This is a genomic window from Limnoraphis robusta BA-68 BA1, from assembly GCF_034932365.1.
Classification (GTDB): domain Bacteria; phylum Cyanobacteriota; class Cyanobacteriia; order Cyanobacteriales; family Microcoleaceae; genus Capilliphycus; species Capilliphycus robustus.
Genome location: NZ_JAYGHR010000088.1, coordinates 1 through 23,398, shown reverse-complemented (window position 1 = coordinate 23,398; position 23,398 = coordinate 1). Strand labels below are relative to the sequence as shown.

The window sequence follows — 23,398 nt, the reverse complement described above, 5'->3', positions numbered from 1 at the left end:
TATCCCCGTCTAAAAATTCGATTCATTAGTACGCAAAAATAGTACCGTCTTCTTGAATACGAATTGTTAGCTGACTTGCGCTTGAGTTGCCTTCTTCTTCTAAAGAAAAACTGACTTCTCCATCTTCAGAAACCTGGTTTTTAATATCGATAAGTCCACTATCTTCTCGTTGAACTGTAATGGTTATAGGTAAAGGTAAATTCAAGAGTTCTGCTTCATTTCCTCCGGAAAGCAATCGATCATTTGTCTGTCCGATGACTTGATAAGTAATGTTGGCATTGGTATCATTATTTAAAGTAACATTAACCGTACTACCATTGACGTTAATATTGCCCATCGTTCTCATTTGATCAGCAGGCATTGGCGGTTGAATGACACCGACTCGACCCGGACGGTTATATTGTCGATTATCTTGTCGAGTGTTAGTATTCATCTCCCTCTGGCGAGTATTGGTTTCTGTCTCTAATTCTTCCTCGATATCAACTTCTTGAGTGTAATCATTTGCAGGACATCCAGGCGGAACTCTAACCATGCTATTCAAAGGCTCTTGATAAAAGTCATCAAAGCAATAATCAGGTTTTTCCGCAGGTTGAGCAGAGGCTACTTTAGGGATAAAAGGCAAACCTAACAGTAAACTTCCGCAGATTGCACCCAGCAGTTTTGTATTTTTAAGATATTGTAATTGTTCGTGAATCATAAATCCTCCTAATATTGCCTTTGACCAAGCCGATTCTCTATTCTTTTGATTTAATCCTGCCTGAATCGCTGTAAACGCTATACTTATAAGATAGAAGTATTACGTGATTGATTTCATCCCCTCTTAGAGAGAATTTGGGTATCGTCGCTAATATTTTCTAGACAAAGGTTGTAGTTCTCTCGGAGGGTACCACTCTCTGGAGATAGATTTGAAGAATTGATCTAAGATTAAGGTGTGATTGATATGAGTAAAAATGACAGCGAAGGGCGTAAAATTATCATCGATAACCGCAAAGCCCGCCATCTTTATGAACTGTTAGAATTCTACCAAGCTGGAATCGAACTTCAAGGAACAGAAGTGAAATCGATTCGTGGAGGGCGGGTGAATATGCAGGATGGTTTTGCTTTAATTCGCAATGGGGAAGCCTGGCTGCTTAATATTCACATTTCACCCTATGAAACGAGCGCTTATTTTAACCACGAACCTCGCCGGACTCGTAAGTTATTATTACATCGTCGAGAAATTAATAAGCTTGTCGGTTTAGTTGAACAAAAAGGATTGACTTTAGTTCCGACTAAAATGTACTTTAAAAACGGATTAGTTAAAGTCGAGATTGCGGTTGGACGCGGTAAGAAACTGCACGATAAACGAGAATCCATTAAAGAACGCGATGATCAACGAACAATGGCACGAGCAATGAAACAATATTAAAATCCCAAATTTAGTAGGGGCAATTGATAAATTGCCCTGTTGAATGCAGCATTTCTAGATTTCAGATTCTCTTAATCGTCTCTTGACCCCGTTTTATGATAAAAAATAAAACTAGCCATTATTAAGCACGTCTTCGGAGCAATAGGAATAATGAACCCTGAAAACGCTACAAATTCAATTCGAGTCGAACGGGATAGCATGGGAGAAATCGAAGTTCCTGCGACTCGTTACTGGGGGGCGCAAACACAGCGATCGCTTCGTTATTTTTCCATCGGAAATGATTATATTCCATCCGAAGTTATTAATGCTTTTTGTATCCTCAAAAAAGCGGCGGCTTTAGCCAACCAAAACTTAGGAAAACTTCCAGAAGATAAAGCAAAACTCATCCAACAAGCCGCCCAAGATGTGATCGAAGGAAGATTAGAGGGGAATTTTCCCTTGCGGGTTTGGATGACTGGAAGCGGGACTCAATGTAATATGAACGTTAACGAAGTGATTGCCAACCGTGCGATAGAAATTGCCGGAGGAATAATGGGAAGTAAAACCCCAATTCATCCCAATGATCATGTGAATATGTCGCAATCTTCTAATGATACTTTTCCCACAGCGATGCACATCGCCGCAGCCATTGCCATTCATCAACGCCTCATTCCCAACGTTCAAAAAATGCGGGATGAACTGCAAGCAAAATCAGAAGAATTTGCCGATATTGTCAAAATTGGTCGCACCCATTTACAAGATGCAGTTCCCCTAACGTTAGGACAAGAATTCTCCGGTTATGTGGCACAACTTGATGCCAACTTAAAGCGAATAGAGACTATTTTACCCGATTTATATGAATTAGCCATAGGAGGAACCGCAGTCGGAACGGGGTTAAATGCCGGAAAAGGATTTGCGGAAAAAACCGCTCAATATATTAGTGAAATCACCGAATTACCCTTTGTTTCTGCACCCAATAAATTTGCAGCAATGGCAGCCCATGATGCAATTGTGATGGCAAGCGGGGCGTTAAAAACCTTAGCCTGTTCACTGATGAAAATTGCTAACGATATTCGCTTTTTAGGGAGTGGGCCGCGTTGTGGTTTAGGAGAATTAATCTTACCCGAAAATGAACCGGGTTCCTCGATTATGCCCGGAAAAGTGAACCCCACCCAATGCGAAGCCATGACGATGGTAGCCGCTCAAGTCATGGGGTATGATACCGCGATTGGAATTGCTGGATCTCAAGGACATTTTGAGTTAAATGTCTTTAAACCGATGATGATTTTTAATCTCATTCAATCCATTAATATTTTAGCCGATAGCTGCAACAATTTTACCGATTTTCTGCTGGTAGATTTGCAAGCTAATACGCAAAAAATCAATCAATATGTCGAACAATCGTTGATGTTAGTCACCGCATTAAACCCCAAAATTGGCTATGATAAAGCCGCAGAAGTTGCCCATATCGCCCACGAAAAAAACCTAACGTTAAAACAAGCTTGTTTGGAATTAGGTTATATTACAGCCGAAGAATTCGATCAAATTGTCGTTCCTCGTCAGATGGCTTATCCCGATGTTTAGTCCTTTTTAACCCGAGTTAAAATCTGTGAGAACAGACGTTTGATCCTTGCCCAAATCTTTTCAATATTGAGTACCAATACAGCCGCTACAATTAAAGCGGCTCCTTGAATCAGTTGTTTTTGTGTTTCCGAGAGTTGAACCTGTGCAAACCAAGTTTGAAAGAGCAAGTCTAATTGTACACTTACAAAAGCAATAGCACCCCCCACAAACCACAAAGTTAGTAAGCCGATAAGTAGAAAGATGATTTCAGAAAATGCTTCTTCTTTTCTGCCTGTCAAAATTTTTACCAACCAAGGAATTATTATCATAAAAATCACAACCCAAAACAAGACAATTACGGAATTAGACATAAGATCATCATCAAAACGTTAATTTTTAGGGTTCTAAATCGGCTCACCTCATCTGTAACTCAAAATTTTGAGATTTTCCAAGCTCACCGATGTCATTCATTCTAGCGAGACTTTACCCCTTGCAATTAAGCCGAGCAAAAATATAATAAAGTAGGATAAAAAATTTCAACAATTGGGGGGGAAAGTAGATGACAGCAGAAACCCCAAACACAAGGGAGTTCATCTACAGCAGTGAACAAGAACGTCAGCGAGCCGAACGACTCGCCGCACGATTACGAGAATTAGGGGAAAATCTAGATAAGATTTTCAGGGTTTATTTGTCTTCAGGATTGGGTTTTTGCAAAGATAGATTTTGAGGTTTTTCTTTTTGTTTTACGGGATAAGATTTGAATTTTTCTAACGCCACTGTTGCGGCTCGAACAACAGCATAGTTAGAATCCCGTAAAGCACGCTGTAAAAAGGGAATCACCTTTTCAGATTTAATCTCTCCTAACGCTTTTACCGCATCTTGACGAACTTGGGGATTAGAATCTTGACTCAGTTTTGCTAAAGTCGGAATAGCTTGTTGAATCTCCGTTCTTAAACCATTTGTAGAGGCAATTTTACCCAATGCAAGCGCTAACTGTTCACGAACTTGATCATTTTGGTGTTGAGCATAATTTAATAATTGCGGTACAGTTGAAAGTAAACCAGAATTTCCCCAATGATTAATCGTTTCAATGATATAAGTATTAACTGCTTCATTATTAGGTAAAGATGACGTTGGCACGTTTGCAGACATCGCCACAGATGTTGCTTCCTCGACTGTAGAAACATCCTCAATCGCTTCAGGTTCAACAATAGGATCAGCCATCACCATTTGTTGCGGTTGTTCTTCTACAATCGGTTCAGGCGCTGTTTCAACCGAAGGAATAACAGTCGATAACTCTGGGTTTGTTTGGGGATTCTCCTGCATCGAACGCACCAATTGATCCGTTCCCCGACGAATATTAACTCGATATTCCTGTTCTAAATTGGCGATCGCGTTTTGAATTTGACTTTCTTGAGACGCTTCTAAATCCTGTCGCAATTGTGAAAGATCAGCCTGATGTTGTTCTTCTAGAAAACCCATGCGACTTTGAATTTCTGCTTGAGTTGTTTCGTTTTCTTCGTTGAGTTGCTGAAGTTGAGTTCCGTATAAATTGATCGCTTCACCGATACCCTGAACTTGAGCCTTATTGACTTCTAACTGTTGGCTCATTTGTCCGAGTTGTGCTTCATAGACTTTGAGAGATTGGTTCATTTGTTGAACTTGCTGTTCACTGTCAGCTAACTGTTGATTCACTTCTCCCAGTTGCGTTTCATAGACGCTGAGAGATTGATTAACCTCATCGAGTTCTACATTTTGGACTTGAATTTGTTCAGTCAGTTGACGCCGCTCTGTTACTAATCTATCTCGCCAAGATTCATTCACCTCGTTGAGTTTTTGCTGATAATACTGTTCGGTTTCTTCACTCTGTTTTCTCAGTTCCGTTTCATACTCCTGTCGCAGAGATTGTACCGTTTCTTTGATCCGATTTTGATGATCTTTCTCTAGCTGTTCAACTTGTTGGCGAATTTGACTTTCATAGGCTCGTTTTTGAGTTTTTAACCGTTTATCCCACCACCAAAAACCAACCCCTAAGCCAGCAAAAGCCGCCGCGATTAACATAATAGCTAGATTGAGAATTTCCATATTTGCCTCCCGGTTTACAATAAGTCATTATAGTAATAATCTGGCATTCCTTTTGCATCAATTTCTTCACCTAAACCGTTTTAACCCAAATAGAAGCAGTCCTCCCCCTTCAAACCGCTAATTGATTGACAAATTCTAAAAACTGTGATCTAATAAACTCTTAGGTTCCATTCTCTTGGGTTGGGTCAACTCAAGCAGGATGAAGCTGTCTGAAAAGGCAGAATAATCAGGAGACCCCAAACAATGAAAGATTCAAATCAGGGTGCGTCCCTACACGCTTCACAGCAGCAAGCCTCTCTCGATCTTGCGCTTTTAGTTAGTTTGCTCGAAAAAGCGATCGCCGTCAATTCCCAGACGTCAAAACTTTCTGACAATCCTCAACAACGGCCTCTATTTTACTACGATCAAGACAAAAAACGATTGAGAATCTGCACGTCGGGCGTATTGTTGCGGCTATTCTCCCTGGAAGAATTTAGGAAGAAAGACAGTAATTTTGTCTTTGTTAAAGATTTTGATCCCCCTGCATATGGCTTTTTGAGTCGCATTGGAGGTCAACTCAGCGAAGGAAATGAACAACAACTTCCCAACGGGGTTGATCGACTGCGAGAGAGCATTTTAGAAGCTTTAAAAAACGCACTTCCCTCCAATGTGAAGTTAGAAGATTTTCTCATTGAGAATGTCAAAGAAGAGTTGGAAAACCTGGCGAAGCGGGTTGGTGGTTATTTTCCCTTGGGGATGAGTCAGGCGAATTTAATTCCCCTAGCTTTTGACGATCGCAACCAATCTAAAAGCGATCGCGGTGTTGAAGTTGCAAAAATTATTTCGGCGATAGAACGGATTGATAGTAGTAATTATTTTCAGCGAATGTGCGATGCGATCGCCGATGAACTCGAAACAAATCGAGGTGCAGATGAAGATGAAATCGATGAAGCGATCGCCAGTTTAGAAGCCGAACATAACCGAGTTGAAAGTCAAATTAAACGCTTTATAGAATTTCTAGATAATGAGGCTTTATCGCGGGTTCGTTTAAATATTACCATGATAATTATGGAGGCGATCGCGAACAAAGTAAAAGACAGTCAAGACCCGAACAATGAACTTTTAGCAGAATATATTCAACGAATCAAGCACTTTGTTGAAATTGTCAAAAACCAAGGATTAACACTCGATCTGACCACCTATTATGGCAGCGAGGCATCAATCAATTTTCTCGATTATATTCATAGTGCTAGATTATTCTCTTGTCTCGCTGTTTGGCCGGAATGGGAAACCCAAATTTTTGAAAATAGACAAGCCAACTCAGACTCGACAGATAGTAATATTATTCGCGAAATTAGCTATCGTTTTCGGATCAATGGGAACAATCCAGAGCGAGGAAAATCAGCCTTTATCGCCCGCTTAGAGAGAATCCAAGAAGATTTATCAGAAGCGGAGAATATCTCTCCCAATCGGCTCAGAAATTGCTTTGCGGAACTATTTTTTCTGTCCGTTGTTGTTCCGAGTAATGACCGTAAATTAACTCAAAAACAAATAGAAGCCGGACTGCAAGCACTGGTCAAGAAAATTGAAGATATCCCCCGAGATCAAATCGATAAATTTATTCAAGAACTGATTGATCGTGAGAGTTCAATGAATCAAATTGCAACGGCTTTAATAAGTATTCTCAAAAGCAAAGGAGAGCAAATTATCTCCCAAGTTTACCGCCAAACCGCCACGCAATTTATTTGTCTGAAAAAGGGAATTGTAGATTGGAATAGACTAGAAAGTGCAGAAGCTGGAACCCCAGATTTATTAGTGAGATCAAACTCAGAAACACAGGATAAAATTGCTTGGTTACAACAAATAGAAATCGCAGAAAATCCCTCATTAATTCCCAATCTTCTGTTTTCAATTAAAGTAGAGACTCAATTATTAGAACGAAATTTAGTCATTAAAAATAAGGGAACATCTGTAAAGATTCAACGGTGTTTACCCGCAAAGTTATTACAGGTTCTTTTTGTTCCTTGTGAGTACAAAGACAACCAAAGTCAAGCATCCAAATACGAATATTGTCAGGGTGTTAAAGATGCTGTCGGATGGGCTTTACCCAAAGCCATTCAAATTGAATACGAAACCCGAACATTACAGAGAAGCAATAAAAAGCAACAACAGGATGAAGCAAAGCAACGACATTCAGCAGCAGTAACCGCCTTTGCAGTTTTGGTTTATACTTGTTTGTGGTGTATCGTTAAACAACTCAAAGACACCGAAAACTTATCCTTTACAACCTCAATTCTCCGACTCCAACAAAGCCAAGAAGATGATGATCAAAGCGGTGAACAATATATCTATGCTGCGACTCAAGCCCTAGAGTCCTTATTAGCCCAAGATAATCCCACACGAATGCAGGGAATGGTATTAGAAAACCTGAAAAAAAGCAATGCAGGCTATGTGAAAAAAGGAGTATTCACCGCCTTATTGAGTGCATTTCCCATCGCGATTTCTACTCCTGAAAAACCCGCAGTCTCCAAACTGGGTTTAATTTCCTATAAAAGCCGCCCCTGCGATGAAAGCCCAAAAAATCCACAGAAAAATGATATAATATTAAGTCAAAGTTACATCGCCACCGCTATCGAAACTCCCCTGGTTGGCTATGAACTCAAAGCCGGACGAACCCAATCTGATATTGTTTCTACAGAAGAAGAACTCCGGGAACAACGACTGATTCAAGAAGAAATCGCCTATCTAGAAAAACAAGGTTGTGAACATATTATCCTATTAGCTCATAGTTATCGGAGTCGTCGGATTAACAGAACAGCCGATTATAATACCCCTTTAGCGGATAAAAACTTCCTGCAAAAACTTTACCAAGATTTCCCAGATTTAACGATTTATACCCTGCTGCGAGATGTGTTTCCCGGAACAAGAATGCGACAACGTTTTAAGTCTGGGGAAGCTGCTTTTGAAATTTTACGAGCCAGCGATCACACCTATTTTTCTGAGCAGATTGGAGAAATGGGGTTACGCGATATTATTCCGGTTTATACCTTTGCAACCCTCCACGCCATTGACGAATCAAAAAGACCACAATCGGGATTTTGTGTTTATTTTCTGCTCTCCGATTCTCGCCTTAGTAATATTAACTGGACGGAAAAATCGCGTCAACATTTAATCGATCCCGAACAAAATTCAACCGTTCATCCTTGCTTATTAACTGTACTGCGAGGACTGCATTTTATAGAAGCAGAACGGGGTATACAGAATCAACAATTCATTCCCGTTCTTGACCCCTTTGGCTGGATTTCTCCGAATACCACTGAAGCCGCAGGAGAAGCCAGAATTTTACACTCACGACGCCAAGGAAAAGTATTATTAAGTTATCCAGCGATACTCACTCGAATGGCTCAGGTACTTCGTCGGAGGACAAAACCATGAACAGTAATTTAGAACAAGCTTCTATTTGGGGACAAGTTTTTGAAATCGCCGTTCAACGGGGGGTTATCGCCCATTTACTGCATAGTAAATTCTTAAACGAAGAACATCCCCAACTCGAACCTTGGCGAAAAGTTAAAATTAGTCAACTCAGCAAACACCTCATTCAAGCTTTAAAAGAAACAAAAACTTTACCTGTTCACGATATTTATGTTGAAGAACGGATTCAAGAATATTTACGTCATTTATTGGTTTTAGGGTATGGTTTAGGCTGGAGTAGCTTACGAGAATGTCTGAATCATTATAAACCCTCTCGCCTGATGAAATTAGAGGCGTTTTGGTGTCCTTTAACGTTACCAGGACAAACAGATAATAGAGAGTTGGAACCCAAACAAACGGCTGAGGAATTTCATCAAGCTTTTAAGATTTCCGATTTTATTGATCCGTCTTTAGTCAAGCAAGGAAAGTCAGGACGAGCAGACTTTTTACTCTGGCTATCTCCCACAGAAGAACAACTCAAAAAACGTCAACCGCCACAGGATTTTATTCTCTGTTTTGAGTTTTCTTTTAACGCTCCTTTAGAATTAGAAGACTTTCGTTTAGAAACGGCTCATTGTCAAGAAATTAACCGTTATACTCGTTATCTAGATGCGAGAGGAAGTTTTTCGCGGATTTGTGCAGAAGTTCAAGGCGATCAACTGCAAGTAAGTTCTAAATTAGAAAAACATCTTTTTGTATTTAGTGGGAAAGATAAACCCCTTTATAAATTATCTCAAGCGTCTTCCTATACCTATCAATTAGTTGATTTGCTGAAAAAGAAAAAACGGTTACAAAACTCTTGTCTGACGAGAGCAATGGCGATTACATCAAACGGGGTTGAAAGTTTATCGGCTCATTTTAATTCGGAGAATAATCCCCAAGTTCAGTTAATGAAATCTTTGGGTGAAGCTTATGAACATCTAATCAAGCAGAAAAATCCAGAAAATTTTAACGAGGAAATTAAAGTTGTTTTTAATACACTTTTAAACTCTTTACCGCCAGCTTTAAAAAAGCAAGCAAAAAGTTATTTTAAACAAACACCCAGCTTTGAAAAAGATTTAAGCATGGATTTTAGTGAGAAGGTAGAAGACTTCTTTCAACCCATGCAAACCTTTGAAAAACAGCATATTTTAGACGCCATTGAAGAAACAGAAAAGCTGCAAGCTTACTTTAAAATATCTCCCCGTTCTGCGATTTATCCTTATCTAACTCAACCCAATTTAACGCTTAGAGATGCTCATAAATCGGTGATCAAAGCGGGTTTAGGTTCGGCAATATCTGGGCGGTTAAATGTGATCGCTTTAGAAGGAAATCCGGGGATTGGGAAAACGGCTTCGGTTGTCTCTTTTTTGAAAGAACAAAGCGAAGGATTTTTATTTTTGTATGCGAGTCCTCGCGTGGTGATTAATCAAAATGTTACCCAAGATTTAGCCGAAGAACAGGGAGAAAAAACGGGAATATTAACTGTTACAACTAACTCTTTACTGATTCGTTCCGCTAAAACCTACTATGATCAGAAAATAGCCTCTCAAGAAGAAAACACGAGAAATATTGATAGTCTGGTTGTTGTTAATGGGGTTGAGCATTTCAAAGATCCTGCTATTAATACCCTTTGTATTAATCCCGAACAAGAACAAGAAATTAATAATGATATCGCTACCAGTCAACGCTATAAAGAATCTCTAAATGAACGGGATGAGCGAGTCAATACTATAAGAAGCCCTGGAGTTTTAAGAACTTTGGCGACTGCAACTCGTCATTTATTGAAAGAAAACCCCCAAGTTCAACAAATTGTTTTAACCGTAGCGACACAAGGGTATCGAAATTTAAGTCAAGGGACGACAATTGAAGCGTTAAGCAACTTATTTCGCAACCGTTTTGATACTAGACCCGGAATTAATGAACGCCTAGAATTTGCCAACCGAGTTCCGACAATTATTGTAATGATAGATGAAGTGGCAGGGGATGGAGCCGGAGCATTATTTGTTAATGAAATAGCCAGATGGTTACAACAACAGTTTATCCAACCTTTTAAAGATTCACCGTTTCGGGTAATTTTAATTATTGCAGATGCGTCTTTAAGTAATGAAATTGTTCTCAAGAATTTTCTGGAAGCGGGTAAGCGGGTTCCCGATAAAGTTTTAATTAGTCAAAGTCGGGGTGATGAGGCGTTTCGGGTAACGGGAACTGAATTAAAAATAGGGGGAAATAAACACTCAGCCCTACATATTATGAGTAATAGTTATCCCGCAACAGAATTAACGATTGATTATAGTATTCGTTTGTCGTTAATTACCCCCGAATTAACCTCTGATGGCAAGCCACAAAGTATTAAATCAGCCATTCGTCAACAAAGTGAATACGTTCTTTTAAAGAATGCTTGGCAAGAAATCAAAAAAGGGTTAGAAAATAACGCGCAACAAATTATATTTTTTGCTCAAGATAAGGCATTTTTACGCCTACTCAAGGGAATGTTAACCGAGGGAGATAAAGGGTTATTTTTAAAAGATGAAGTTCAAGTTTTAGACCAAAGTGTTTTACCCCGTGAACGCCTGCGGTTAGTCACTGAACCTCAACGGGATAATGTTAGGGTATTTTTAATGACTTCTTCCGGTTCGAGGGGGGTTTCTTTCCCAAAAGCCGATTGGATTATTGCCTCTTTTCCCCGTTTTAGTGTAGAAGCTTCGTTGATGGAAATTGCCCAGTTAATTTATCGCGGACGGGGACAATATACCCATCCTGAAACGGGTGAAAAATGTTCGGGTGAAAATATTCCTCGGCGGCTCGTTTTGCTAATTAATGACTTTTTTATTCCCAGCGAAACCGTCGATAAAGATCGTCAATGGTTGCGTCAATCGAGCGATTTATTAACGTTATTATTAATGCTGCGTTCGACCATTTTGACTCGAATTAAAGGGGATGCAGGACTGCAAAAACAACGATTAGCCTTTGTTCCTGTTGGTCGGATTGGGGATGATGAATTAATTCAGTTAATTTCTGATGAGATTAAACAGTTTTTGCAAGAGGCTAATGTTTTTATGTGTGATCAAAGTTATCCTTCTGAGTTAAAGGGATTAGTCAGGAAGGGTCAACAATTGGTAGAAGACTTGTTTAAAGATTTTAAATTAACAGGACGAACCACTCAAATTGATCGGGTTTCTTACGCCAATTATCCGACGCTTGAAGCATTAGTTAAAACAATTTCTCGCCCCTCAAGTCCCCTTTTACCGAAAGTCAATGATACAACCAAGATTCCTGATTATCTCACTTGTTTGGGGGCGTTTTGGTGGGAAGATTGGGGCGATCGCCAAAATCAACAAAAATACAGTTTCTCCGAGTCTCAAGCTTCAATTCGTCAAGCTAGAAAGCGATTAATGGGCATACTCAATCAAATAGGAGAGTCTCAAAAAATCCCGATTAAACTGCGTAGACCCGCTTGCGATCTCCATAAAATTTTACTGCGTGAAAATAACGCCGAATGGCGAGAATATTCTATACTAGAAGATATTAAATCCAACGATGTGATGATTGCCTTACCCCTAGATTATCCCCAATTTTGGCGAGAAGATTCTGCTAATGATGGGGTTGAAAGAAAACAGGAATTCGTTGACCCAGAAACCTGGCGAAATGCTTTGGGACGGACATTAACTCCTCAAGGGTCTGTAATACCTATAATTGCTAAATATCAGGATTTTCCTTGGGCTGCGGTGGCTGGCCGTCCGTCAATGTCTTCGTTAGAATTAGCATTTAATAATTGCTATTTTATGGCATCTTCGGAGTTGAATTTACTCAACACCATTTTATTAGAAGATCCCGAATAAAGCGAATTAATGATGTCATTTATGCCAAATTCATCACCCTCATCAACTCAGCGTGTTCGTGTTTTCATCTCTGGACGAGTCCAAGGGGTTGGCTTTCGCTATTCCACTCGCGAAGCGGCGATACAACGGGGCGTTAACGGTTGGGTAAGGAATTTATCAGATGGTCGGGTTGAAGCGGTGTTAGAAGGCTCACAAACCGATGTAGAATCAATGATTGAATGGTGCCATCAGGGGCCGCCCGGGGCCGTTGTCCAAGAGGTGAATGTCAGTCAGGAGTCTCCCGAAGGTTTACAACATTTTGAGATTTCCCGCTAGGAACAGTGAACAGTGAACAGTAACCAGTGAACAGTTTACAGTTTACAGTGACCCTTACGGGTTCGGCAGTTGCTAAGATTGCAAACTTCGCAAGAGAGTAACCAGTAACCAGTGATAACTGTAAAAACTGGTCACTGATAACTGTAAAAACTGGTCACTGATAACTGATAACTGTAAACTGTTATGAACCCCCCCCCTACTCTTTCTTAAAGATGCGATCGCACAAATTCTTCTAAACGTTTCATACCCGTTTCTATTGTTCCTAAATCAGTCGCGTAAGATAAGCGAATATGATCATCATTTCCAAAGGCTATTCCGGGAACAGCAGCGATTTGTTTTTCCTCTAATAAGGCATTACAAAAATCAACCGAAGTGAGATTAAACTTGCTAACATTCAAATACATATAAAAGGCACCATCCGGTTTAATACAACTAATTCCCGGAATATGACTCAGCATTTCATACATCACTTCTCGCCGTTTAGCAAAGGCTAATCGCATTTCTTCTACGCAGTCTTGAGAACTTTCTAAAGCGGCAATGCCTCCATATTGAGCAAATGTACAAACATTTGAAGTGCTATGACCTTGAATACGGGTTAAACTTTTGATCGCCTGAGCATCACCTGCTAAATATCCTAATCGCCAGCCTGTCATCGCGTAGGCTTTAGCAAAACCACTACTAATAAAAGTGTATTTATAACTCTCAGGATGAGCTGCCGCAATACTTAAATGTTTAGCATCATCGTAGATGATTTTACAATAAATCTCATCAGAAACGACATAGATTCCTGTTTCTACAACAACTTCTGCTAAGGCTCGAATTTCATCGGGAGAGTAAACCATTCCCGTCGGATTTGAGGGAGAATTGAGAATAAACAGTTTAGTTTTTGAGGTGATGGACTGACGTAAAAGTTCAGGGGTGATTTTATATCCGGTATCGCTGTAAGTTTGAACAATCACCGGATTTCCCTCTGCCAGTTTCACCATTTCGGGATAGCTGACCCAGTAAGGCGCCGGAATAATCACTTCATCTCCAGCTTCTATCATTGCCATTACCAGGTTGTACAACGACTGTTTCCCGCCATTGGTGACAATAATGTTCTCGGCTTGATAAGATAAACCCGTCTGTTCGTTGAGGGAGTTTGCGATTAACTGTCTCAGCTTCTTTTCGCCAGCCGCTGGCCCGTAGCGAGTTTTGCCCTCGTCTAGCGCAAGCTTTGCCGCCGCGACAATGTGATCAGGCGTGTCGAAGTCAGGTTCTCCTACACTAAAATTGAGGACATCAATTCCTTCAGCCTTCATAGCCTGGGCTTTGGCTGAGATCGCTAACGTTAGGGACGGTGTAACCTGCTCGACTCGTGCTGCCAGCTTCATCCTTTGTGAACCTTGATTTGAGCTTTTGCTTTTAGAGTTTAAATTTTAAGCTGGGTTCGGTTGAGTTGCAACCTAATTATCAAATAATGTTGACATTTTATACTATAAAATAACAGGTTTGTCAAGTTAATCTCGTTAAAACTTTGTAATTTTCTGCTCGGACTCCCTCAAACCCTTGGTTTTTACAAGATTTCCAAACGGTTTTAAGATGATCAATTTGTTCTTTATTCTTAAGCTTTTCTTCTCAGTTCCAAGCCAAACAAGAGGATCAACTTTATTTTTTCAAAATTATAAATGAGTCGATATAAGAGCTTCAATTGAGTGGGTTTTTCAAAAAACCGAAATATTTTCCTGAAACGACTAAAATTCACCGCAACGAAAATCCATCAAAAGGTTACAGTTGCTCTTCGTCAAAAAACAACAACCCCATCAGACTGTTAGCCTCATCCCAATTCAACAACGAGTCAGAGGATTAATTGCCAAATTTCATCTATAATAGAGCAGCAAACACGGTGTTTTGTTTGTTTTTTTTACTGTAGCTTCAGAGTTACTAAATGTTGCACTCCTATTTTGATACCGAGACCGACAGCCAAAAATCCTTTGAGTTACCGGGCGCTCGTCCCCATTATAACCCCGACCGCCCCGGACAAGTTGAACATATCTTTCTTGACCTGGTGCTAGACATTCCAAACCAATCCTTTCACGGGAATTGTACCATTAACTTAAAACCCGTGCAAAGTGGAATTGAAACACTGAGGCTTGATGCGGTTAACTTAGAAATTCAGGCGGTGAAAATTGATCAAGTCGATCAATCCTTCGACTATGATGGTGAACAGCTTGATATTTATCTCAGCCAACCGACCCAAGCTGACCAATTAATCAAGATCGCGATCGCCTATCATGTCGATCACCCCCAACGAGGACTCTATTTTATCAGTCCAAACGCTGATTATCCCGATAAACCGACTCAAGTTTGGACCCAAGGCGAAGACGAAGACTCACGTTTTTGGTTTCCTTGCTTCGACTATCCCGGACAACTCGCTACATCAGAAATTCGGGTGCAAGTTCCCCAGCCATTTATTGCTATTTCTAACGGTGAACTGATCAACTCCGAAATTCAGGGTGAAAAGATCATCTATCACTGGTTACAAAAACAAATTCATCCCACTTATTTAATGACCTTAGCGGTCGGTGAATTTGCCGAAATTAAAGACGAATGGAATAACATTCCCGTTCTCTATTATGTCGAGAAAAACCGCGAAGCAGATGCTCACCGCAGCATGGGTAAAACACCCCAAATGATGGAATTTTTCTCTCAAACTTTTGGGTATGCTTATCCCTATCCGAAATATGCTCAAGTTTGTGTCGATGATTTCATCTTTGGAGGAATGGAAAATACCTCGACTACTCTATTAACAGATCGCTGTTTACTCGATGAAAAAGCTGCAATTGATAACCGCAGTACAGAAAGTTTAGTCGCTCACGAACTCGCTCACCAATGGTTCGGTGATTTAGTCGTGATTGAACATTGGTCTCATGCTTGGATCAAAGAAGGAATGGCGACTTATTCAGAAGTCTTGTGGACAGAACATGAATATGGAAAAGAGGAAGCCGCCTATTATAGACTCGCCGAAACCCGCAATTATTTATCAGAAGATCGCTCTCGTTATCGCCGCCCCATTGTCACTCATATTTATCGAGAAGCCATAGAACTATATGATCGTCATTTGTACGAAAAAGGGGCTTGTGTTTATCACATGATTCGCACCGAATTAGGCGATGAACTGTTTACAAAAGCGATTCATACCTTCGTTCAAAATAACGCGCACAAAACCGTAGAAACCTTTGATTTACTGCGTTCGATTCAGCAATCAACTGGACGCAACTTGCTGTTTTTATTTGATCAATATGTATATCGGGGTGGACATCCAGATTATAAGGTTTCTTATAGTTGGGATGGTGAAAATAAACTTGCTAAAATTACGGTTAAACAAAAGCAAGCTAAAACCAGTGATAAAATCAGTGAAACCAACTTGTTTGATTTGAAAATTCCGATTGCCTTTGGCTATTTACCAAAATTGAGTCAAGACGAAACTACACCCCAGTTTCAAACCTTTACGGTTCGCATCCATGAAGCCGAACAATCCTTCTATTTTCCCCTCTCAGAAAAACCAAAATACATCAGCTTTGATGCGGGAAATAACACGCTAAAAACCGTTAGCTTAGAGTATCCGGTTGCTGAACTCAAAGCACAATTACAATTCGATCCTGATCCCATTTCTCGTATTTTTGCAGCCGAAGCATTAGCCCGAAAAGGCGGATTAGAAGTCGTTAAAACCCTCTCCAAAGCCCTCAAGGATGAACCGTTTTGGGGTGTACGTGTCGAAATCGCCAAACAGTTAAATAAAATTAAACTGGATCAAGCCTTTGCTGGGTTAATTGTCGGGTTAGAAGACTCGAACTCGAGAGTGCGTCAGGCGGTTGTCAACGCCCTAGCTAAGATTAAAATACCCGCCAGCTATCAAGCCCTCAAATCTATTGTTGAAAAGGGAGATGTGAGTTATTCTGTGGAAGCTTCAGCCATTACTGCTATCGGTGAAATGGTCGCCGGAAATCCTGATGAAGCGCTCACCGAAGAAAACGGAATCAAACTGTTAGAATTGGTATTGCAAGAACGAATGGGTTGGAATGAGGTATTACGTTCAGCAGCGATTTCTGGTTTAAGTCGCATGAAAACCTCAGAACCCGCCCTCAATTTAATCCTCAGCTATAGCGTTCCAACGGTTCCCCAAGCCTTACGGTTAGCTGCAATTCGAGCGTTAGGAAGCATTTCAACAGGTCAAAACAACATCAATCTTGAACGCATTTTACAGCGTTTGGAAGAACTCTCAAAAGAAGAATTTTTCCTCACTCAAGTGGCGGTTGTTGTCGCCTTAGAACAGATGGAAACTCCCAAAGCCATTGCTGTTTTAAATGACTTAGCTGACCAAACTCTCGATGGTCGAGTTCGTCGAAAAGCAGAAGAAGCAGTTCAAAAGGTACAGAAAAATATCGGTTCTGATAAAGCCGTTAAACAACTGCGGGAAGAACTCGATAAGGTTAAAAGAGATAACCAAGAATTGAGGAGTCGCTTAGAAAGTCTAGAAGCCAAAACTCAGGCGAATTCTAAAGCTAAGTCTAATGGCAAAAGTTAGTTAGCATCAGCAAAGAAGGGGCGAGTTTAGCAATCTTGTTTCTGAGTACGCCCCAAAAACCCGGTTTCTGCGAGAAACCGGGTTTTTATACTTGCCTCTTGCCTCTTGCCTGTTCCCTGTTAAATGCTTTGCCATTCTATAATCACAGCAGGAGGAACTTTGACTGTTCGCTCTTTTTCTAAGGGTAATCTCAATTCAATTAAATGATTGGTTGACAGTTGAGATAAAATGGGTTTAATATCATATTGACCCACATTTGGAGCAGGAGATTTTTCGCTAAACACATCATCCGCCTCTAAAATATTGTCAGCATCCTGAATTTTTAAAGGTTGAACATGAGCAAATTCTACCTCACCCGGAAAGCCCACTAAACGTAAATTAATCTCACGCAATTCACCGGATTTTACTCGTTTAAACAAGACAACTTGCCAGGAACTTCCCGTATTATCCTGTAAAGTATGACGAGATTGATAGAGAATTTGTTCAGGGGTTTCTTGTTGTTTGCTGACAACAGCTTGGGCGGGTCGAGAATAACTCAAGTTGAGAGTTAATACCAGAATCAAGATTAAAAACCCTGATAAAATTGCCTGTTGTTTTCTGAGCATTTTGATTCACCTCCACAGGGTTTAATTATCAGTTTGTAATGCAGCTTGTAAATCAGGAATAAATACAGAATACATCCCCCGTAAATCTCCGACTTGGAAATCAAAAGCTAAATCTTGAGGATATTTGGCTTGAACAAACTCAGGACGAGAATTTTTAGAACCATGACAAGCCAGACAACTCGCTTCAACGGAAATTCGACGATAATAGCGGGTTCCTTCGGTTCCGTTGAGGGTTTCGCGATCCCAAAATCCGATCAATTCTGGATCTTGTTCAAACTTAGCAAGTGCCATCCGATCGTGCAAATTTTGGGGTGCATGGGCGGGGTTTCGATATTTTTTGGCAATTTGCTTGACTTGCCAACCGTTTTCTTCACTAAGCTGTTTGGCTCGCATTCCTACGGGTTTACAGACTTGTTTGAAGGTTTCTCCTGTGGGTTCTTCCGTCCCACCTTCCAGGGTTGAGGCTAAACCGGATCTCATCTGATCGAGAAGTTCGATTTCTTGAACGGCTTGGGCCAATTCACTGGGGTTCGTTTCAGCCAGGGCGAAGGTGGGATGGTATATCAATAACGCAACGATGGCTACAAGTCCGATAAACAGACGATAACAGGTCTTTTTCATCACGATCGCCATTTCTATAATCCTTAAATTTAACTGTATAGTAATATAGTAATTAAAGCAACCTTGCTCAAAAAAATACCAACTCCCAGAGGACTTGAGATGATGACGAATAGCACAACAACCATCGATCAACCCGAAGCGATAGAAGCCGCCATCCTCAAGCAGTGGCTCGCGCAACAAGCGGTAACGTTAGTAGACGTGCGTGAACCTGTCGAATACGCAGGCGAACACCTAGCCGGGTCAATTTTAGTCCCCTTATCCAAATTCGATCCCAGTCAAATTCCCAACGAAGGTCAAAAAGTCGTCGTTTATTGTCAGAGTGGACGTCGCTCGACTCAAGCCGCTCAACAGCTCGTCGCCAGTGGCTTTCAAGTTGAAAATCTTGTCACTTTAGAGGGGGGACTCAATGCTTGGAAAGCTGAGGGTTATCAAACAAAACTTAACAAAAAAGCACCCCTTAGCCTCATGCGTCAGGTGCAAATTGTTGCAGGTTCCTTGGTGTTGACCGGAACCCTATTGGGTGCGTTTGTTTCTCCAGGGTTTTTAGTGTTGAGTGGTTTTGTGGGTGCGGGGTTAATGTTTGCGGGAATTACGAATACTTGTGGTTTAGCGTTGTTATTGGCAAAATTACCTTACAACCAACAATCTTAATTAATCTCCACCCCGGCGATCGCTTTAGTGGGGAGAGTGCAATGTTTTGAGTTGTTTAATTTCTTCAGCTTGCTGTTGAATTCGATCACTCAAGCGATCGCAAACGAGTTCACACAATTCAAAAATTAGCGGATCATTAATTTCATAGTAAACACTGACTCCAACAGGTTGACGGGATAAAATCCCCGCTTGAGTCAGAATTTTCAGATGTTTTGAGAGGTTGGCTTGTCCTAAACCCGTGGCTTCCGAAATCTCCGTGACGTTCATCGCTCCGGATCTCAAACAGTTTAAGATTTGTAGGCGACTCACTTCAGAAAGCAGTTTAAAGTATTCAGCTACGGGTATCAGAGCGGAGGAAGAAGCAGTATTCTGCACTGGGGAGAACTGTATTTTGAAATTTAACTATCTTCATACTATGTTACACCTTTTCGGTTTCACAAAAAAATAGCTGTTCCTTTTTTCAGGACAGCTACCCCAACCCAGTCTTTTTTCAAAATTTAATCTCTCTTAGTCAGTGTTTATCGGTGAAATGTTATTTAACTCTCAGATTCTTCTGAATCATCATCTGAGTCTGATTCTAAGTTATCGGGATCAACGTAGTAGCAAACTGCATCATCTAAACAAATCAGCGCCCAACCCGAATCATCAATACTCTTTAGTTCGTAAGCCGCTTGCTGTACAAAGAAACCTTTATGATTACGGGTTTCTGCTTTAACGTGGACTGTATTATCGATACTCATAGCTCTCACAACTCCTTGCTTTATCAAAAATTACTGTCAACCGTGAATCAAGATTGTTAATGACTGAAGTTTCCAAATCTTATCATTAGTTGGCTCAATTTTTGATGAATTTATATAATTTTTTGTTACAAAATCTCAACAAATCTACATCATCTTTCAACCCTTAATCATCTCTCAACCCTCGTTAAATCAAGGCTACAGCCCTGATCTATCCCTCTGAAGAACACCCAAAAATCATTCTACTCCTGAAGGAGATTCAGGTAAATATACTTATTAGAATTCTCAAATTTCCAACAACCATTTTTGAACGCGAGTCAGGCTTTTCCAGTTAGGTTTTCGAGTTAAGCCATCCTCAAAATTTTTCTTCACTTCATCAAGCCATTCTGAGTCAGCCATAATCATTTGTTGGGCGATTTCCACATGAGTCCTCACGCCTTTTTTATCGAGATCCAGCATCGCCACCGCCAGGTTAATTCTCGCTTGAGGATCATGGGGATTGAGTTTAACGGCAGACTTCGCCGCTTTGTAAGCCGATGAGGGTTTATCAGCCAGTAAATACAACCAGGCCAGACTCGTCCAAGCATTGCTATTTTTGGGAGCGCGATCGCAAACGTCCTGAAATACAGGAATAAGCGTTTGGGGGTCTTCTCCGGCTTGATAACGTTCAAAACCTTCCTTAAACAGTTCTTCAGGCGTTTTCATAGGGTCAAACTGACAATCTCTCAACAGTAAGAATTTTAGCCCAACTAGACAACGATAGGCTCTCAGCAAGAATCAGCTTGATGCTCTCTTGCCAATTACCTATCGTCTAGCACGGTTTACCGTTCACGGGATTTGCAAACAAAAGTTTACAATTCGGGACTATTCTCGGGGGTTTTAGGTGGCAAAAGATTTACCACAGCCACAAGTTTGAGACGCATTCGGATTCGTGAACTGAAATCCTCCACCAATTAAAGCCTCGCTGTAGTCAAGCATTAAGCCATAGATGTAGAGAAGGCTTTTGGGATCGCAAATCACTTGGAAACCTTGATAATCAAAAATCTGATCATCCTCTTGAATAGTGCTTGCATCCACAAAATCCATCAGGTAAGACATTCCAGAACATCCCCCCTGACGTACCCCAACCCGCAAACACAAGTCTTTTCCTTGCTTTTCTCTAAGCAGGAGAACTTGCTTCATTGCAGAATCGGTCATTTGAATTCCTTGAGCTTGAGACTGAGCGGTTTGTGTCATGGATTTGGCTCGACTCCTTAATCTATAGTGCTGATCAGGTCAACGGTGTCATCGTTGTCTACCTGGTTGTATTTTACCAACTCAACAGATAAGACAGCAGAAAACTCAAGCTATAATAAAATTTGTCACATCCCCCCTTGAAGGGTTAAGATCAGTAACCGCACCCAAGCGCGAACTTTTGAAGCCGAATCACCGAAAGGCGCATCGGATGCTACAGTTTTGTAGCGGTGTTGTTCAGGCTCACTCAGTCCGAGTAAAACAAATTGTTGTTTGTAGCAATCTCGATCGTCTATAGCCTAAGCTTTAAATAAACGCTCGTCAGCGTGACTTGGCGGAACCTTGATCCAAGGAAATCCCCAACATCAATATTGCCAACGGGAACATTGTATTAGATGGTACGTCTCAATCGCTCAACCCTACGTCGGCTGCAAAACTTACCCCAAATTCCGAGTGTGTGGGAAGGCGATCGCCGTTCCCTGTCTCCTGAGTCGAGTTCTAACCCCGATGGAGATGAGTCAGCCAGTAGCGAATGTATTATTTGGGTGGACGGATCTCAAGGAATGGTACGAGCGATGGATATGGTAGCATCTGACCTGGGGCCGGAAGCCACCGTGCGAACCTTACTACGAGCTATTGAACATCCTCAAAGTCCAACTCCTGCGGCTCGTCCTCAAAAAATAGTCGTCAAAGATCGCGAAATCCAGTTTTTCTTGAGGGGTGTTCTCCAAGATCTCGATATCACCATTGAATATGTCCCCGACTTACCCCTGATTGATGAAATCTTTCGGGGACTGCAAGAAGTCGCAGAAAGTCGTCCCCCTCAGTTACCGCCTCAACACGCTTCTAGCCTACAAGAAAAAGCCTACACCATTTGGCAAGATGGCCCTTGGGACAAACTCGGCGAACACCAAATTCTCTCGGTAGAACTCAATGAATTTGATGTCAGCACCCTCTACATTTCCACCCTCGGTAAATTAGGGATGGATTATGGTGTTCTGATGTATCGCTCCTTAGACTCCTTGAAACGCTTTCGGGAGCGAGTCGTACAACATCAGCCCAAAGATAACTTAGAAGAAGCCTTCCTGACTCAAGACTGCTTATTTGTCACCTATGAACGCATCAGTGATTTTGAGGATCTTGAGGACGATGAGAATTTAGGCTCGCTACCCATTTCAGAAGTACAGCCGAACTTTGGGAATTTACATCCGTTAGAAGGCTTGCGTTCAATTCTCTATGAGGAAGAAGCGGCGGCTGTATTAGTCACCCTAGAAGCTTTGCATCGCTTCCTACGAGATTTTAAACACAAATTCAAATCCCATCAGTTTCCCGCCCTTTCTCGTCGCTATCGCATTCCCTTTCCGGGTAGCACCCAAAAAAAACAAATATTAGTGACGGTGGAAACCCTTCCAGAAGTCGCTAACGAACTTTTAGAAATGGCAGCCGCCGCCGAAACCGACGATGATGATGAGGAGTTAGATTTAGAAATGCCTATCCTGCGGGATGATTTAGTCCCTGCTAAATCTTTCCTGAGTTTGGGAGTTGTTCCTTGGGAAACGGCAGAATATCTCAGAACTCAAACCCAGTTTCATCAAGCCGCAGAAGTCAATATTCCTGAAGAGGGTGATGGTTTACCTATCATTTTAATTCAAACTTCTAAGCCAAAAGCTCAAACTCTCATTCAGAGTTTACAAGAAGCTGGAGGACTAACGGGCATTTGTTTTAACCCCGGTGAAGATCCGATGGCAGGTTGCAATTATGATCTCTGTATTTTAAGAACTGAAGATGGAGATCTTCACCTGTTAGGAGAATTTTTAGAAGATGATCCCACCCATCAACAAGCCCGTGAAAAATGGGACACGCGCTGTCAGATGACTCAAGGTTGGTGTGGTTTAATCATTGCGATGGGGTTAACAGGGGCTTCTCGGGGTCAGCCGGGGTTTAAAGATATGATGGCATTTTTAGAAGTGCGATCGCTTTCTCCCCAAGAGTTAGGACTCGGGCCGTTACAATTGGTCCCGACTTCGTTCTAGTTGTCATCCAGCAATTTCTGCTGTTCTGCGGCAGGTTCAAGACGTACAACCAGCGTCAGGAATTGTTTCACGGCAACTAAAAACTCACACAATGATATGATCGCAGATATTAACGCGCCTGAGCAAGTTTTCCTCCCGACACCAATTCAGAGATTGCGAAAAGTTGCGACTTGGCGGTTTCCGGCGCGAGCGAAGTTCGTAAGAGAGCAGTAACTTAGTTGACGATTTATGGTACAACACGGTACTATCTGTAAGATCACATAATAGATCTATGCAACGAGCCTATCATACCAAGTTAAAACTGAACAACAAACAGAAGACTTTAATGGC

Annotated in this window: 18 protein-coding genes; 8 read left to right on the top strand and 10 right to left on the bottom strand. The window is 41.2% G+C overall.

Annotation, left to right across the window (positions count from 1 at the left end):
• Positions 1–25 precede the first annotated feature (25 nt).
• Positions 26–697, bottom strand: a complete 672-nt coding sequence (locus VB836_RS25715) for a hypothetical protein (RefSeq protein ID WP_323223793.1) — start codon at positions 695–697, stop codon at positions 26–28.
• Between the two features lie 243 nt (positions 698–940).
• Here VB836_RS25715 and smpB point away from each other — a divergent pair, with 243 nt between their 5' ends.
• Together smpB and fumC are read left to right on the top strand one after the other, a co-directional pair.
• Positions 941–1,408 (top strand): SsrA-binding protein SmpB, encoded by a 468-nt coding sequence (gene smpB / locus VB836_RS25710; RefSeq protein WP_046276832.1) that lies wholly within the window; start codon positions 941–943, stop codon positions 1,406–1,408.
• 150 nt (positions 1,409–1,558) lie between these two features.
• Positions 1,559–2,971, top strand: a complete 1,413-nt coding sequence (gene fumC / locus VB836_RS25705) for a class II fumarate hydratase (protein WP_323223791.1) — start codon at positions 1,559–1,561, stop codon at positions 2,969–2,971.
• Here fumC and VB836_RS25700 read toward each other — a convergent pair.
• A complete protein-coding gene (locus VB836_RS25700) occupies positions 2,968–3,321 on the bottom strand; it encodes a hypothetical protein (protein WP_323223789.1) in 354 nt (117 codons plus the stop codon). The genes fumC and VB836_RS25700 overlap by 4 nt on opposite strands.
• Positions 3,322–3,634: 313 nt before the next feature.
• Positions 3,635–5,035: a HEAT repeat domain-containing protein gene (locus VB836_RS25695; protein WP_323223787.1), complete on the bottom strand. Its 1,401-nt coding sequence runs from the start codon at positions 5,033–5,035 to the stop codon at positions 3,635–3,637.
• Positions 5,036–5,278: 243 nt separating this feature from the next.
• Between VB836_RS25695 and VB836_RS25690 the strand changes: the two genes are divergently transcribed.
• The 3 genes from VB836_RS25690 to VB836_RS25680 are packed head-to-tail and all read left to right on the top strand — an operon-like array spanning position 5,279 to position 12,621.
• Complete coding sequence (locus tag VB836_RS25690; protein ID WP_323223785.1) at positions 5,279–8,449, top strand: hypothetical protein; 3,171 nt, start codon at positions 5,279–5,281, stop codon at positions 8,447–8,449.
• Positions 8,446–12,306, top strand: a complete 3,861-nt coding sequence (locus VB836_RS25685; RefSeq protein ID WP_323223782.1) for a helicase-related protein — start codon at positions 8,446–8,448, stop codon at positions 12,304–12,306. Before VB836_RS25690 ends, VB836_RS25685 begins: the two co-directional genes overlap by 4 nt.
• Positions 12,307–12,327: 21 nt before the next feature.
• The gene (locus VB836_RS25680) at positions 12,328–12,621 is read left to right on the top strand and encodes an acylphosphatase (RefSeq protein WP_323223779.1); all 294 of its coding nucleotides are present in this window, start codon (positions 12,328–12,330) and stop codon (positions 12,619–12,621) included.
• 206 nt (positions 12,622–12,827) lie between these two features.
• Here VB836_RS25680 and VB836_RS25675 read toward each other — a convergent pair whose 3' ends face one another.
• Complete coding sequence (locus tag VB836_RS25675) at positions 12,828–13,994, bottom strand: pyridoxal phosphate-dependent aminotransferase (RefSeq protein WP_046281694.1); 1,167 nt, start codon at positions 13,992–13,994, stop codon at positions 12,828–12,830.
• A 554-nt stretch (positions 13,995–14,548) separates the two neighbouring features.
• On the opposite strand from VB836_RS25675, the gene VB836_RS25670 reads away from it, so the two are divergent.
• Positions 14,549–17,188: a M1 family metallopeptidase gene (locus VB836_RS25670; RefSeq protein ID WP_323223776.1), complete on the top strand. Its 2,640-nt coding sequence runs from the start codon at positions 14,549–14,551 to the stop codon at positions 17,186–17,188.
• Between the two features lie 119 nt (positions 17,189–17,307).
• Here the strand turns inward: VB836_RS25670 and VB836_RS25665 are convergent, their stop codons facing one another.
• The gene (locus VB836_RS25665) at positions 17,308–17,793 is read right to left on the bottom strand and encodes a DUF3122 domain-containing protein (RefSeq protein ID WP_323223774.1); all 486 of its coding nucleotides are present in this window, start codon (positions 17,791–17,793) and stop codon (positions 17,308–17,310) included.
• Positions 17,794–17,814: 21 nt separating this feature from the next.
• Positions 17,815–18,426, bottom strand: coding sequence for a Tll0287-like domain-containing protein (locus VB836_RS25660; RefSeq protein ID WP_323223772.1), 612 nt, complete (start codon positions 18,424–18,426; stop codon positions 17,815–17,817).
• A gap of 87 nt (positions 18,427–18,513) precedes the next feature.
• On the opposite strand from VB836_RS25660, the gene VB836_RS25655 reads away from it, so the two are divergent.
• Complete coding sequence (locus VB836_RS25655) at positions 18,514–19,065, top strand: rhodanese-like domain-containing protein (RefSeq protein ID WP_046281697.1); 552 nt, start codon at positions 18,514–18,516, stop codon at positions 19,063–19,065.
• Positions 19,066–19,089: 24 nt separating this feature from the next.
• Here the strand turns inward: VB836_RS25655 and VB836_RS25650 are convergent, their stop codons facing one another.
• The 4 genes from VB836_RS25650 to VB836_RS25635 all read right to left on the bottom strand — a co-directional run bounded on the left by VB836_RS25650 (position 19,090) and on the right by VB836_RS25635 (position 21,038).
• On the bottom strand, positions 19,090–19,440 hold the full coding sequence (locus VB836_RS25650) for an ArsR/SmtB family transcription factor (RefSeq protein WP_046281698.1): 351 nt from the start codon (positions 19,438–19,440) through the stop codon (positions 19,090–19,092).
• Between the two features lie 161 nt (positions 19,441–19,601).
• Entirely contained in the window at positions 19,602–19,805 is a 204-nt protein-coding gene (locus VB836_RS25645) for a hypothetical protein (protein ID WP_046281699.1), read from the bottom strand.
• Positions 19,806–20,087: 282 nt separating this feature from the next.
• Entirely contained in the window at positions 20,088–20,507 is a 420-nt protein-coding gene (locus VB836_RS25640; RefSeq protein WP_323223769.1) for a tetratricopeptide repeat protein, read from the bottom strand.
• A gap of 174 nt (positions 20,508–20,681) precedes the next feature.
• The gene (locus VB836_RS25635; protein WP_046281700.1) at positions 20,682–21,038 is read right to left on the bottom strand and encodes a HesB/IscA family protein; all 357 of its coding nucleotides are present in this window, start codon (positions 21,036–21,038) and stop codon (positions 20,682–20,684) included.
• A gap of 392 nt (positions 21,039–21,430) precedes the next feature.
• On the opposite strand from VB836_RS25635, the gene VB836_RS25630 reads away from it, so the two are divergent.
• Positions 21,431–23,068: a DUF6930 domain-containing protein gene (locus VB836_RS25630; RefSeq protein ID WP_323223766.1), complete on the top strand. Its 1,638-nt coding sequence runs from the start codon at positions 21,431–21,433 to the stop codon at positions 23,066–23,068.
• Positions 23,069–23,398: the final 330 nt, after the last annotated feature.

Coding starts and splice junctions, on each gene's coding strand:
- VB836_RS25675 (WP_046281694.1), bottom strand. CDS start 13,994: ATGAAGCTGGCAGCACGAGTCGAGCAGGTTACACCGTCCCTAACGTTA.
- VB836_RS25645 (WP_046281699.1), bottom strand. CDS start 19,805: ATGAGTATCGATAATACAGTCCACGTTAAAGCAGAAACCCGTAATCAT.
- VB836_RS25690 (WP_323223785.1), top strand. CDS start 5,279: ATGAAAGATTCAAATCAGGGTGCGTCCCTACACGCTTCACAGCAGCAA.
- VB836_RS25695 (WP_323223787.1), bottom strand. CDS start 5,035: ATGGAAATTCTCAATCTAGCTATTATGTTAATCGCGGCGGCTTTTGCT.
- VB836_RS25640 (WP_323223769.1), bottom strand. CDS start 20,507: ATGAAAACGCCTGAAGAACTGTTTAAGGAAGGTTTTGAACGTTATCAA.
- VB836_RS25635 (WP_046281700.1), bottom strand. CDS start 21,038: ATGACACAAACCGCTCAGTCTCAAGCTCAAGGAATTCAAATGACCGAT.
- VB836_RS25715 (WP_323223793.1), bottom strand. CDS start 697: ATGATTCACGAACAATTACAATATCTTAAAAATACAAAACTGCTGGGT.
- VB836_RS25700 (WP_323223789.1), bottom strand. CDS start 3,321: ATGTCTAATTCCGTAATTGTCTTGTTTTGGGTTGTGATTTTTATGATA.
- VB836_RS25670 (WP_323223776.1), top strand. CDS start 14,549: ATGTTGCACTCCTATTTTGATACCGAGACCGACAGCCAAAAATCCTTT.
- VB836_RS25660 (WP_323223772.1), bottom strand. CDS start 18,426: ATGGCGATCGTGATGAAAAAGACCTGTTATCGTCTGTTTATCGGACTT.
- fumC (WP_323223791.1), top strand. CDS start 1,559: ATGAACCCTGAAAACGCTACAAATTCAATTCGAGTCGAACGGGATAGC.
- VB836_RS25685 (WP_323223782.1), top strand. CDS start 8,446: ATGAACAGTAATTTAGAACAAGCTTCTATTTGGGGACAAGTTTTTGAA.
- VB836_RS25665 (WP_323223774.1), bottom strand. CDS start 17,793: ATGCTCAGAAAACAACAGGCAATTTTATCAGGGTTTTTAATCTTGATT.
- VB836_RS25655 (WP_046281697.1), top strand. CDS start 18,514: ATGATGACGAATAGCACAACAACCATCGATCAACCCGAAGCGATAGAA.
- VB836_RS25630 (WP_323223766.1), top strand. CDS start 21,431: ATGGTACGTCTCAATCGCTCAACCCTACGTCGGCTGCAAAACTTACCC.
- smpB (WP_046276832.1), top strand. CDS start 941: ATGAGTAAAAATGACAGCGAAGGGCGTAAAATTATCATCGATAACCGC.
- VB836_RS25680 (WP_323223779.1), top strand. CDS start 12,328: ATGCCAAATTCATCACCCTCATCAACTCAGCGTGTTCGTGTTTTCATC.